General features: G+C 51.7%; 12 protein-coding genes. 7 read left to right on the top strand and 5 right to left on the bottom strand.

What is annotated here, in order from left to right:
* The first annotated feature begins 278 nt into the window (after positions 1-278).
* The 6 genes from ACTS3T_RS07640 (at position 279) to ACTS3T_RS07615 (ending at position 5167) form a co-directional block, all read left to right on the top strand.
* Positions 279-1670 carry a UDP-N-acetylmuramoyl-tripeptide--D-alanyl-D-alanine ligase gene (locus tag ACTS3T_RS07640; protein ID WP_377967493.1) on the top strand — a complete coding sequence of 464 codons (1392 nt, stop codon included), beginning with the start codon at positions 279-281 and terminating at the stop codon, positions 1668-1670.
* Positions 1671-1739: 69 nt separating this feature from the next.
* Positions 1740-2255 (top strand): M67 family metallopeptidase, encoded by a 516-nt coding sequence (locus tag ACTS3T_RS07635; protein ID WP_377967491.1) that lies wholly within the window; start codon positions 1740-1742, stop codon positions 2253-2255.
* A gap of 70 nt (positions 2256-2325) precedes the next feature.
* The gene (moeB, locus tag ACTS3T_RS07630) at positions 2326-3498 is read left to right on the top strand and encodes a molybdopterin-synthase adenylyltransferase MoeB (RefSeq protein WP_377967489.1); all 1173 of its coding nucleotides are present in this window, start codon (positions 2326-2328) and stop codon (positions 3496-3498) included.
* A 120-nt stretch (positions 3499-3618) separates the two neighbouring features.
* The gene (locus tag ACTS3T_RS07625) at positions 3619-3765 is read left to right on the top strand and encodes a hypothetical protein (protein ID WP_377967487.1); all 147 of its coding nucleotides are present in this window, start codon (positions 3619-3621) and stop codon (positions 3763-3765) included.
* 41 nt (positions 3766-3806) lie between these two features.
* A complete protein-coding gene (locus tag ACTS3T_RS07620; RefSeq protein WP_462934898.1) occupies positions 3807-4397 on the top strand; it encodes a hypothetical protein in 591 nt (196 codons plus the stop codon).
* A gap of 5 nt (positions 4398-4402) precedes the next feature.
* The gene (locus tag ACTS3T_RS07615; protein WP_377967483.1) at positions 4403-5167 is read left to right on the top strand and encodes an aspartate/glutamate racemase family protein; all 765 of its coding nucleotides are present in this window, start codon (positions 4403-4405) and stop codon (positions 5165-5167) included.
* On the opposite strand, the gene secG is transcribed toward ACTS3T_RS07615, so the two are convergent.
* The 5 genes from secG to ACTS3T_RS07590 form a co-directional block, all read right to left on the bottom strand.
* Positions 5164-5406 (bottom strand): preprotein translocase subunit SecG, encoded by a 243-nt coding sequence (secG, locus tag ACTS3T_RS07610; RefSeq protein WP_377967481.1) that lies wholly within the window; start codon positions 5404-5406, stop codon positions 5164-5166. The two genes, ACTS3T_RS07615 and secG, sit on opposite strands and share 4 nt — an antisense overlap.
* A gap of 128 nt (positions 5407-5534) precedes the next feature.
* A complete protein-coding gene (gene gpmI, locus ACTS3T_RS07605) occupies positions 5535-7139 on the bottom strand; it encodes a 2,3-bisphosphoglycerate-independent phosphoglycerate mutase (protein WP_377967479.1) in 1605 nt (534 codons plus the stop codon).
* 574 nt (positions 7140-7713) lie between these two features.
* Positions 7714-9435, bottom strand: a complete 1722-nt coding sequence (locus tag ACTS3T_RS07600; protein WP_377967477.1) for an ABC-F family ATP-binding cassette domain-containing protein — start codon at positions 9433-9435, stop codon at positions 7714-7716.
* Between the two features lie 181 nt (positions 9436-9616).
* On the bottom strand, positions 9617-10375 hold the full coding sequence (locus tag ACTS3T_RS07595; RefSeq protein ID WP_377967475.1) for a DUF928 domain-containing protein: 759 nt from the start codon (positions 10373-10375) through the stop codon (positions 9617-9619).
* A 349-nt stretch (positions 10376-10724) separates the two neighbouring features.
* Positions 10725-11300 carry a Uma2 family endonuclease gene (locus tag ACTS3T_RS07590; RefSeq protein WP_377967473.1) on the bottom strand — a complete coding sequence of 192 codons (576 nt, stop codon included), beginning with the start codon at positions 11298-11300 and terminating at the stop codon, positions 10725-10727.
* A gap of 272 nt (positions 11301-11572) precedes the next feature.
* Between ACTS3T_RS07590 and ACTS3T_RS07585 the strand changes: the two genes are divergently transcribed.
* A complete protein-coding gene (locus ACTS3T_RS07585) occupies positions 11573-12169 on the top strand; it encodes a hypothetical protein (protein ID WP_377967471.1) in 597 nt (198 codons plus the stop codon).
* The last annotated feature ends 10 nt before the right edge of the window (positions 12170-12179 follow it).

Genomic DNA, 12179 nt, shown 5'->3' with positions numbered 1-12179 from the left:
ACTTACCTTAGTCTGTACAAGTTCTGATTGCTGGCTTGGTAAGGGATTTGTCATTGAAGATTCAGTAAAGATTTCAGAGTTTATACGAATAAATGATGTAACCAAGAAAAGTCTTTCGCTGAGACAAATAGGCTTGCTCTAGAGATTAATCCTGAAGTGTGAATGACGGGTGAACTCCGGTTGAGATAGCTCAATTGATTGAATTGAAAATTGCCCTTTTGGTTCCGGTTTTATCTGTTAAACCGTATTTCTGCTGAAGCGCCACCACTGCTGATTTAATGAAAACAGTGGTGTTAGAAGCTGATGAAATCATGGGTGGTCAGATAAGCCTGGTAGACGTCGCCGCTGCAATTAATGCCCGCTGGAACCGCGCGATCGCCAAGCCAGACACATTTCTTACCGCAATCGTGACCGATACCCGCGAGTTAGTGCCGGGATCGTTGTTTGTGGCTTTGGTGGGCGAACGGTTTGACGGTCATCAGTTTGTGGCAGCCGCGATCGCGGCTGGGGCAGTTGCGGCGGTCGTCAATGAAACCGCAGCCATCAGCGAGACGTCGTATCCGCTGTTGAGAGTAGCCGATACGCTGGTGGCTTATCAGCAGCTCGGTCGCTGGTGGCGCGAACGGGCAAACGCTAAAATTATCGCCATTACGGGATCAGTCGGCAAAACCACGACCAAAGAGCTGATTGCCGCTGCTTTAGCGACCCAAGGATCTGTGCTTAAAACTCAGGCCAATTACAACAACGAGATTGGCGTCCCTAAAACCCTGCTATCGCTTGAACCTAGCCACCAGTTTGGCGTGATTGAAATGGGCATGCGGGCAGCCGGAGAAATTGCCCTCCTCAGCCGTTTGGCTCAACCCGATATAGCCGTGATTACCAATGTGGGCACTGCCCATATTGGCCGTTTAGGGTCGGAGCAGGCGATCGCCCAGGCTAAGTGCGAACTGCTCGCCGAATTACCCGCCACTAGCGTAGCCATCCTCAACGATGACAACGAACGGCTGATCAAAACCGCAGCCACCGTCTGGCAAGGTCGCCAGATAACCTATGGTTTGACTGGGGGAACGGTGCAGGGGCACTTAATTGATGCCACGACCTTAATGGTCGAGGGGGTAAGGCTACCGCTGCCGCTACCGGGGCAGCATAACGCCCTTAACTATTTAGCGGCGATCGCTGTTATGCAGGCTCTTGGGCTAGACTGGCGTTCTCTAGCTAAAGGCATTACCGTAACGTTACCCAGCGGTCGCGCGCGGCGACGGGCGATCGCGGCAGATATCTGGCTGCTAGATGAAACCTACAATGCCGGGGTAGAGTCGATGACGGCAGCGCTGCATTTGCTGGCTGAAACACCGGGCAAACGCCACATTGCTGTCCTCGGCACAATGAAAGAACTGGGGGCGCGATCGCCTGAATTTCATCATCAAATTGGCCAGGTCGTCAAGCAGCTACAACTCGACCATTTGTTTATTCTGGCGGATCCTGTCGAAGCAGATGCCCTAGCCGCCGGAGCCGCTCCGGTACCTAGCGAAAAATTTAACACTCACGCAGACTTGCTAGAGCGGCTACAGGGCTTTCTAGAAAAGGGCGATCGCCTTTTACTCAAAGCCTCGCGTGCCGTTGCCTTAGACCAAATTGCCGATCAGCTTTGCTGCCAATCTGACGAATGACTTCAATAGAATAAGCCTGTGAATTACAATAGGGAGTCTGAATTGTTTTGATCGTCGGCCTCTTTCCCTGTGACTTTAACCCTGTCGCCTGACCAGATTAGCCATATCCGCGAACACGCAGAGCGCACCTACCCAGAAGAGTGTTGTGGGCTATTGCTGGGTCAAATACAGTTCGGTGAGGTGACTCAGCGACAAGTGGCTGACGTGATTGCGCTGGAAAATAACTGGAATCCGCAGGTTGCAGCAATTGCAGACAGGTCAGATGGCTCAGGGGAACAGCCGCCTGAACCCGACCGTCGTCGCCGTTACTGGATTGATCCGCGCGATTTACTCACCGTGCAACGGCAAGCTCGCGATCGTCAGCTCAATATTATTGGGGTTTACCACTCCCATCCTGACCACCCAGCCATCCCATCCGAGTGCGATCGCCAGCTAGCCTGGGCTGATTATGCTTACGTCATTGTTTCAGTTTGCCAAGGGCGATCGCAAGATCTGCAAAGCTGGTGTTTAGACGACCAGCATCAGTTCCATGCAGAAGCCATTGCAACGTCTACAGCTACGCCCGTTTCTTCCTTGATGTCATAACCTGGCTGCGGCAATTTGATTTTGCTGTCATCCTGACCGTTTTTACTGCTTACCCTCTCCACGAACTGTTATGCTCAATCCCAATCTGGATGAAATCCAACTGACCAAAGACGATTACGAGCGTTATTCGCGTCACATCATCCTGCCCGAAGTCGGTCTAGATGGGCAAAAGAAGCTCAAAGCTGCCAGTGTGTTGTGTATCGGCACGGGTGGTTTAGGGTCGCCGCTATTGCTCTATTTAGCAGCGGCAGGTATTGGCCGCATTGGTATTGTCGATTTTGATGTGGTCGATCACTCCAACCTACAGCGCCAAATTATTCACGGCACTTCTTGGGTGGGCAAACCCAAAATTGAGTCGGCCAAAAATCGAATTTTAGAGATTAATCCGAGCTGTCAGGTTGACCTCTACGAAACGCGCCTGAGTGCAGAAAATGCGCTGGATATTATGCGCGACTACGACGTTGTCGTCGATGGCACCGATAACTTTCCTACCCGCTATCTAGTCAACGATGCTTGCGTTTTGCTAGATAAGCCCAATGTCTATGGTTCAATCTTCCGCTTCGAAGGGCAAGCTACCGTCTTTAATTATGAAGGGGGGCCAAATTACCGTGACCTCTATCCGGAACCGCCACCGCCGGGGCTGGTACCCTCCTGCGCTGAAGGGGGTGTGCTAGGGGTGCTTTGCGGAATTATCGGCACCATTCAGGCAACCGAAACTGTCAAAATTATTTTGGGTGCCGGAGAAACCCTCAGTGGCCGTCTGCTGCTTTACAACGCCTTGGATATGACCTTCCGCCAGCTAAAGTTGCGGCCTAATCCTGAACGACCCGTCATTGAAAAGCTGGTAGATTACGAACAATTCTGCGGCATTCCCCAGGCTCAGGCTGAGGCCGCTAAGCAGCAAGCGGAACTGTCAGAGATGTCAGTTCGTGAACTCAAGGAACTGCTAGATAGTCAGGAAAATGACTATTTGCTGATCGACGTTCGCAACCCCAACGAATACGAAATTGCCAAAATTCCGGGATCGGTGCTGGTGCCGTTACCCGATATTGAAAATGGCAGCGGCGTTGAAAAGATCAAATCAATGCTCAACGGCCATCATCTCATTGCCCACTGCAAGATGGGTGGCCGCTCCGCCAAGGCTTTGGGCATTCTGAAGCAGGCAGGCATTGAAGGCACTAACGTCACAGGGGGCATCACCGCCTGGAGCCGGGAAGTGGATTCTTCTGTTCCCGAATATTAACGCCAGGGGTTTGTTTTTCCGTACTGGCTCGTGAGCAAAGTTTGAAATTTTCGGGTAGGGGGTTTGGCATTACCAAGCCCCTATAACTTTGCTTAAAAGGCATGACAATTCGGCCATAACGTGTCATTAATAAAGCGGCATGGCAGCGGCGGACTGCGCCAGTACATCGGCGATCGCTTTATTGGTGTATCAGGGTGTATGGTCGCGATTGGCCGCTGTTTAGGGCAGGCCGTCAGCGTCAGCATAGCCCTAGCCCTCCTGATTTAGCGTCATTTCACCTGTTCTGTCGGGTTTGAGGAGTTACCATCATGAAAACTTGGGCACACAGCCTTTGGCTATCTTTAGGATTGGGCTTGGTGACGGCTCTGCCGAGTTGGGCCTTGCCGGGACAAACGGTGACAGAGGTAGCCGCCTGGATTCAGGCCAATCCGACTTTAAGACCGGGGCCAGGGGAGCGTCTGTTAGTTAATCGAGTAGACACTCCGGCGCAGCGCTTTACGTTTCAGGCTTCTATTTTTCCACCCGGCAACTTGCGCTCTAGCATCCAGCCTCGCCAAATTCGCACTGAGCGCATTGCCCTCTTTGACATGATCAACGGCGTAAGCTTCAATCGCTTAGAAGAATCTTTGCGGGTGATCTATGGTACCGACGTTTTTTCAGACTACCAGCGATCGCAGCCGATTTATGTTTACCCAACCGCCGACTCGCCAATCAGCAACAACCCAAATTTGCTGATTCAAGGAGAATTGAGAGAGGGCGATCGCTATGCTTACTGGATTGAAGTGACAAGCGATCGCAGTGGCAAAGTAGACTCAGGAGAAATCAGCATTTTGCTGAAAGAAGATATTCCGGGACTGCTCGCGATGCTGCGAGCCAGTTCAGCTTTACCAGAAGGATAAAGCCAGTGGCTAGCGATCGCTCTATACACATTACCGTCATCAATGGCAACACCTCAGCGGCAATGACGCGGGGTATTGACGCGGTCGCCCAAGCCATTTGTTCACCCCAAACCAAGCTGGTCACCACCCAACCGCAAACGGGGCCTGCCTCGATTGAAAGCTATTACGACGAGTATCTGGCGATTCCCGGCATTTTAGAGCAAATTGTGCTTGACCAAACAGCAGACGCTTTTGTTTTGGCTTGCTGGGGTGATCCGGGAATTGAAGCCGCCCGCGAAATCACCCAACGCCCCGTAGTGGGCATTGCTGAAGCTAGCCTTTATGTGGCGAACATGCTAGCCGCTAAATGGAGCGTGGTTACGACGCTCCACCGAGTCCGCGACATGGTTGAAAAAACCATCGCCAAAACAGGGCTGAGCCAGCGGTGTGCTTCGGTACGCACGACCCCCCTAGCCGTGCTTGAGACAGAGCAGTGTCGAGACGCGACCTTAGCCGCCTTGATCACCGCTAGCCAGCAAGCGATCGCCGAAGATGGAGCCGAAGCCATTTGTCTGGGTTGTGCGGGGATGAGTGGCTTAGATACAGCTTTAGAAGCCGAGCTACAGGTACCCGTCATTGATGCCGTAGCGGCGGCTGTACGCTTAGCTGAATCGCTGGTAGCGCTAAAAAAACACACCAGCAAACAGTTGACCTATCGCCCGCCGGAGTTAAAGCCGATTTTGGGCTACTCAGACGGTATGCAGCCCTCTGATCTGCGTCACTTGCGTTAGCTCACCGGCGGCTCTAGCCAGCCCGCACTCAGAATCACCGTCAGCCCCATAAAGAGTACCGTCAGCGTCCAGGTAACCCGGTTGAGCGTGGTTTCAGCGCTTTTGGTGCTGGTAAAAAGCTGCGCCTGTCCCCCTAAGGCTCCCAAACCGTCTCCCTTGGGGCTGTGTAGCAAAACTAAAACAATCAAACCCAGCGCTGAGACAGCCCAAACAATTTGCAAGAGCGAGGTAATTTGCATAAGTGAGTCGCCTAAAATCCAATCGTCTTTAGCGGTTTACCGCCATCGTAGCTACCCCAAGCGATCGCCTGCGGACAGCCAAATTTCTATCGTAACCCAGATAGTTCGCCAAAGATGGACAGCGTTGGTTAGCGCTGTAGGGGTACGCGTATCGGCGTGCGGTTAGGCTTAAATTCGACGCTATCTGAAAGCAACATTGAGCGTCCAGTCATTTCTGGTGGCTGAGGCAGCTTGAGAATGTCTAGGATGGTGGGGGCAATATCGGCCAAACGCCCATCCGGTCTAAGCTGTACGTCGGTGCCATAGCCAGGAATCTTTAAGCCTTCACCCTCGACCAGAATAAAAGGTACAGGGTTAGTGGTATGGGCTGTCCAGGGTTTGCCGTCTTCATCACACATGTACTCGGAGTTGCCGTGGTCAGCGATGATGATAGTGGTGCCTCCGGCTTTAATGATGCTATCGAGTAAGCGCCCTAGCTGCCGATCGACCGTTTCTAAGGCATCGACGGTGGCGTCTAAATTGCCCGTATGCCCTACCATGTCAGGATTGGCATAGTTGATCACAATCAGCGAGTAGACCCGTTTTTCTACTGCGGCGATCGCGACATCGGTAACTGCCTGGGCTGACATTTCGGGCTGTTTGTCGTAAGTCGCCACTTGGGGACTAGGGACTAGTTCGCGATCTTCACCGACGAAGGGGTCTTCTAAACCGCCGTTGAAAAAGTAGGTAACGTGAGCATATTTTTCGGTTTCAGCCGTACGAAACTGCTTGAGGCCGCGGCTAGCAATCACCTCACCCAAAATATTGCTTAGGTTTTGCGGTTCAAACGCCACCTTAACCGATAGCGTTTGGTCGTACTGGGTCATGGTGACAAACTCTAGCGGCTCAATTCGCGATCGCTCAAAGCCATTAAACTCAGGAACAACAAACGCCTGAGTCAGTTGCCGTGCCCGATCAGGTCGAAAGTTAAAGAAAATGACACCGTCACCCGCTTCAACCGCGCCAGGGGCTAGCCGCACAGGCTGCACAAATTCATCGGTCGCCCCCGCTTCATAGGAAGCTTTCAAAGCTGCGACAGCCGTTTGTCCGGTGCCGGAGCCGTCTTCAGTCATCACGCGGTACACTTTCTCAACCCGATCCCAGCGGCGATCGCGATCCATCGCATAATAGCGACCGCTGAGGGTAACGATTTGGCCTAAACCAATTGTCTGCGTGTAGTCTTGCAGCCTTTGCAACGCCATGACACCGTCAGTCGGCTTGGTATCGCGACCGTCAGTAACAGCGTGAATACAGACCTGGCTTAAATCTTGGGCTTTGGCCATGTCTAACAAACCCAGCAGGTGGTTGAGATGGGAGTGTACGCCCCCCTCCGAACACAGCCCTATCAGGTGCAATTTGCTGTTACGATAGCGAACCGCCTGACAAACCGCTAGCAAAGCTGCATTTTCTTGCAGAGTTCCTTCTTCAACCGCGTCGGAAATTCTAACTAATTCCTGTGGCACAACACGACCTGCCCCAATGTTGAGGTGGCCTACTTCTGAGTTACCCATTTGCCCGTCAGGCAGACCCACATCCTTTCCAGAGGTGCGAATCAAGGTGTGGGGATAAGCCGACCAAAGACTGTCCATAACCGGGGTATTGGCTGCTGTAACAGCATTGCCAGTTGTATCCTCCCGATACCCCCAACCGTCTAAGATGACGAGCACCATCGGCGAAACAGGCGCTTGTGTCATATCGAAGATCCTTTAGCAATGTAGACAGTTGACTCAGCCATAATACCATCCACCTTCTGATAGTGTGTGCTATGCAAAACCGTTTTATACCACCAAGGAAAAATCAGCTTCCAAACATGAGATAAAGCGATTTATAAATTTTTGTTAAGTAGGGATGGGGTCTTAAAAATCAATTTAATTTTTGGTTAAAGAATGTCCCTGCGCCTTATAGGGTCAGCCTTACAAGTCGATATATTGTGTAGTGAATTGGCGAAATTTTAATTGAAGTTAACATGCAAATGAGATTTTGTCACCTGTTCAGCAGAGGGATATAGATTCTCTGAAGACCCATTATATCGCTGCCTTGCCGCTGGCTGATTGCTACTCAAACCCAACAAAGTAGCCGGTGAGTTCATCTACGAACCTATGAAAAACTTAAGCTTTTCTGCAGTAGAGGTTAATGTTTAGTTGCCGTCTGCAGTGAAGAGTCCACAAGAATCAGCCTCAGTTTAAATAACCCTTTAAATAGTTGCAGAAGCCTAGCGCTGTCGTGATCCCCATCGTTAGCGATCGCCTGACGTTAAAACGACGCTGCTCAAGTTGCTTTGCGGGCGGCTTTGCGAGACTGTTCCTTTTGCCGTTGTTTTTGGCGTTTTTCAGCTGCTTTCGCTGCTTTTTCGGCGGCGATCGCGCTTAGCCGTGCCTGCTCTTTTTCTTCTGTGAGCTTTGCTTGATAGTAGTGATAGTCGCCGCGATAGAGACGGAGTTCTCCTTCTCGCAGCTCAACGATTTTGGTGGCGACCTGAGAGATGAAATAGCGATCGTGCGAGACAATCAGCACCGTGCCGTCGTAATGCTGCAACGCTTCCTCTAACATCTCTTTGGCTGGAATATCGAGGTGGTTGGTCGGCTCATCTAGAATCAGCAAATTAGCTGGTCGAAGCAGCATTCGCGCCAGTGCAAGCCGCGCTTTTTCGCCACCGCTGAGCGCTTTGACAGGCTTGAAAACAACCTCGCCGCTAAAGAGAAATTGGCCTAAGAGCGATCGCACTTCAACGTCTTTCCAGTCGGGCACTTCATCATGAAGGGTGCTCATGACGGTTTTTTCTAGATCAAGCGCTTCTGCCTGGTTTTGCTCAAAGTAGCTGGGGATGACGTTGTGTTTACCCAAGCTGACGCTGCCTTCGACAGGCTGTTCGGATCCGGTGATCATCCGTAGCAGCGTGGATTTGCCCGAACCATTAGGCCCCACAAAAGCAATGCGATCGCCGCGCTCAATCAGCAATTCCGCCCCTAGAAAGAGAATTTTTTCGTCATACATGTGGCTCAAATCTTTGATTTCAACCACCTCTCGGCCACTGCGAGGCGCAGGCGGAAATTTGAACCGCAATCCCCTGAGATCGGCATCTGGCGCTTCAACCAGTTCTATTTTGCTCAGTTGTTTTTCGCGACTTTTGGCCTGGGTGCTGCGGGTGGCGCTGGCGCGAAAGCGATCGACGAAGGCTTGCTGCTTTTCCAGTTCTTTTTGCTGGCGCTCATAGGTACTGAGCTGAGCAGCCTGGTTTTCAGCCTTTTGGGTGAGATAGGCGCTGTAGTTGCCCAGGTAAGTCGTAGAAACCCCCCGTTCTGTTTCTACGATTTGGGTGCAGAGGCGATCGAGAAACTCACGGTCGTGAGAGACGATTACCATCGGCGTGTTCAGGCTTTTGAGGTAAGTTTCTAGCCACTCGATGGTTTCTAAATCTAAATGGTTGGTCGGCTCGTCTAGCAGCAGCAGGTCAGGCGCTTGCAGCAAAATTTTACCCAAGCTCATGCGCATCTGCCAGCCGCCGCTAAAAGCACTAACCAAGCGATCGCCGTCTTCTGGGGCAAACCCCATCTCTGGCAAAATCTTCTCAATGCGCGCTTCTAAGCCGTAACCGTCTAAAGCTTCAAACTGGCGCTGCAGGCGATCCATTTGGGTAATGAGCTTTTCTAGCTCGTCGGGATCAGCCTGCTCCATGCGGTGGGGCATCTGGGTTAGCGCCTGCTGTACACCGTTAGCAGCTTCAAACACCGTCCAAAATTCTTCTCGAACCGTGCGGCTGGGATCAACCTCAAACTCTTGGGTCAGGTAAGCAATGTGCAGACCGTTGGGACGCACCACAGCGCCAGAAGTGGGTTCAACTTCGCCAGTGATGATTCGTAGCTGAGTCGATTTACCCGCGCCGTTAACGCCGACTAAACCAATGCGATCGCCCGATTTAACTTCCCAGTTAACATCTTTGAGCACTTCTCCAGTCGGATAGATTTTACTAACGTGTTCTAGGCGTAACATAGGCGCTTACTCTAAACAGCTTCCGTCCATCCATCCCTTTGCCGCGTCGCCCAGTCTTGACCCAAGCCAGTTATCCCAGACGGGCGAATTTAGCGCGATCGACCAGAGCTATCTAGCAGCGATCGCCTCAAGGCAACTTTAACAAACTTCATAACTCTTGAGAGCAGGGAAGTCAATTTTGTCAATTCTCTGTCTCTTGGCTCTGCCCTGGCTCAGCGAAAATCGGCTGCTCAGCCATTTCCGCTAACCCTACCGACGTCAAAAGCTCTGCCCAACGCGCTTGTACAGTAGCCGACTGGGGATACCCTTGGCGGAGGCTAATGAGTTGAGCGATCGCATCAAACCATAGGCCGTTGGCGGCGTAGAGAGCGGCATGGGCAGCGACAGGTTCACGAGCTAGCTGAGCTGCTAAATCAGCGGTGGGATCAATTCGCTGAATCCAACCGTCTACCCGCAAATCTTGCTGACGAGCCTCAGCATTGCAAACAAGCGCCACCGACCATTGATAGTCTTGCTCCAGCGCCAGAGGAGGCAAACCCACCGATTCAGGCAATTTCAGGCTAGCAATTCCAGCAGCCCTATCGGGCACAAACGTGCTGCGATACACGAGCTGTCGCTCTGCGGCTGTAGTCTCAGCCCGGTAAAGGCTAAATTCAACTAGCTGTGCTGAATTTTGAGGCACAAACCAGTAAAAAGTCGGGTAAGGCTGAGTGGTCAGCCCCAAATTACTATCCGGGAGCAGCGCCGTCAGCCGTGCAGGATTGCCAAACGCACAGCCCCCTCGCGTCCCGCCGCCCACCCGCCGCCCAGGACGACCCAAATTTGGCGGTTCAAAACGCTCAGCAGCAACAGGCAGCAGCGGCAGAAAGCCGCTGAGGTTGAGGCTGAGCGCTAAGCCTAAAGAAATGTAAATTGGACGCCAGGTTTGCCAGTCAGTCATGACGATTAGGGCTAAACAACATCAGCCGTTAAAAAATTAAGGCACAAGGCGATCGCAGCTAAGCAGTTCTATTATCTCACCCTGCATACGGCTGATTAACATCCTTCAAATTCCTTACTGCTTCATCCGCCTAGACCTGTAGGTAGTCCCTAATGGGTAAGCATACGGAGTCGAGTTTCCAGCAAAGAGACAATGCAGCAATGGGCAAAACTCGGTAAAGCCAGGATTAGGTTGATATTTAGCAGGGTTTATGGCCGCGCCATTAACACCTTGTCCAGCGTGTCATTCCTCTACAACATATCCTGACCGCTTTAGGACTACTGAGATTTTCGATAGCCTACTTTTATGGCTAAGCATTCAAGTCAATATCTTCATAGAGATCACTGATATCAACCGGGCAATCAAAGCTGTTAAAAGAAAGCGCTACGTCAGGTGAACGATACTCTGACAATAACCACTGATTGGGCGAGGTTTTAACGTAGTGCTCAACATGGATAGCGTACTGATCGATCAGCAGGTATTCCTGAAACGTAGGAATCGTACGATAGGCTAGAAACTTGTCTCCCCGGTCATAGTCCTTGGTAGAGGTAGACAGAACCTCGGCAATAAAGCAGGGGTTCGTCACCGTATCCATGCGCCCCGTTTGCAACTGGATGGGTTTAGGCACCACCATCACATCCGGATAAGTGTAAATATTGCGAGCCGGAATCCACAGGCGTTGATCGGCCACAAACGTCCGAAAGGGTTTACCACGCAGGGCTGACTTTAAAAGCACCAGCAGATTTCCGGCAATATCGTTAGGGTCGGGCGTGCCCCCCGTCATGAGCCTGATGTCTCCATCCCAAAATTCATGGCGATCCTCCGAGTTGACTTCCAACTCTAGATATTCTTCAACGGTGTAAGTGCGTTCAGCAGCTTGAATCATGGCGGCTAATTAGGGCGGTTTGAGCAGCAGGGCTTTAATCTCACCCATAAGTCTACCGCCGTCGATCTTTCTCTAAAATGCTGTCGATCAGATCTGCTGGCGGCATAGGTTCAAAGGTGTCTTTGATAGTGAGGTTCTTCTGATCCAGATTGTAAATGGGGATGTAGAGTTCATCCCTACGGGCTTTTTGCGATCGCGCTTGGTTACACAGTTCCTTGCAGCAGGCCAAGCTGCTTTACGCTAGTTGACGTTGTTTATCGGCACAAAACCTTATGGCGCACCCTCTTTTCATCTTCAATCTTTTGCTGGGAGTTTTGCTGACAACAGCCCCTACAGCCCACGCCAGAACCGGGGCAGCGGCTGAGACAATTTCATCTGGGCTGGCGCAGCTAAGCGAAACTTACAACACCTATGCCGAAGACGGTCTGGCCATTGATTACCCAAGTGGCTGGCGAATTGAGCGTCCTAGCCAGCAGTCAATACGGCTGATGAACTATGACCCTATTGCGCCGCTAACAGAGGTCAGCGCTCCCATCAAAACCGAGATCTGGTTAATTGACGAAAATCCAGCCGTCGTGGTTGGGCGCGAACTGGATACCTTGCAGCAAGAACAAGCTCAGGTTAATCGCTATCGAGTGGTAACAGTCGATCAACAATCAGGAATTCGTATTTGGCTGGGAGGTCTCACAGGAGACTTCTCCCATGCGATTAAAACCTACGTGGGCTACGGCGATCGCCAAACAGTCATGATTGTCAGCCACTATGCCAGCCCCGGCGAAGCGGACGAAGCTGCAGCGATCGAAATCGAAGCAGCGGTGCTACGCATTCACGACTCATTTAAAAAGCTAGCGATCGCTGACGAGTCATAGCCGTTTTTCG

The organism is Almyronema sp. (genome assembly GCF_052168255.1).
Lineage (GTDB): Bacteria > Cyanobacteriota > Cyanobacteriia > Phormidesmidales > Phormidesmidaceae > Sphaerothrix > Sphaerothrix epifaneia.
This window is presented reverse-complemented; position numbering and strand designations above follow the sequence as displayed.

Coding starts and splice junctions, on each gene's coding strand:
- ACTS3T_RS07595 (WP_377967475.1), bottom strand. CDS start 10,375: ATGACTGACTGGCAAACCTGGCGTCCAATTTACATTTCTTTAGGCTTA.
- secG (WP_377967481.1), bottom strand. CDS start 5,406: ATGCAAATTACCTCGCTCTTGCAAATTGTTTGGGCTGTCTCAGCGCTG.
- moeB (WP_377967489.1), top strand. CDS start 2,326: ATGCTCAATCCCAATCTGGATGAAATCCAACTGACCAAAGACGATTAC.
- ACTS3T_RS07590 (WP_377967473.1), bottom strand. CDS start 11,300: ATGATTCAAGCTGCTGAACGCACTTACACCGTTGAAGAATATCTAGAG.
- gpmI (WP_377967479.1), bottom strand. CDS start 7,139: ATGACACAAGCGCCTGTTTCGCCGATGGTGCTCGTCATCTTAGACGGT.
- ACTS3T_RS07640 (WP_377967493.1), top strand. CDS start 279: ATGAAAACAGTGGTGTTAGAAGCTGATGAAATCATGGGTGGTCAGATA.
- ACTS3T_RS07600 (WP_377967477.1), bottom strand. CDS start 9,435: ATGTTACGCCTAGAACACGTTAGTAAAATCTATCCGACTGGAGAAGTG.
- ACTS3T_RS07620 (WP_462934898.1), top strand. CDS start 3,807: ATGAAAACTTGGGCACACAGCCTTTGGCTATCTTTAGGATTGGGCTTG.
- ACTS3T_RS07585 (WP_377967471.1), top strand. CDS start 11,573: ATGGCGCACCCTCTTTTCATCTTCAATCTTTTGCTGGGAGTTTTGCTG.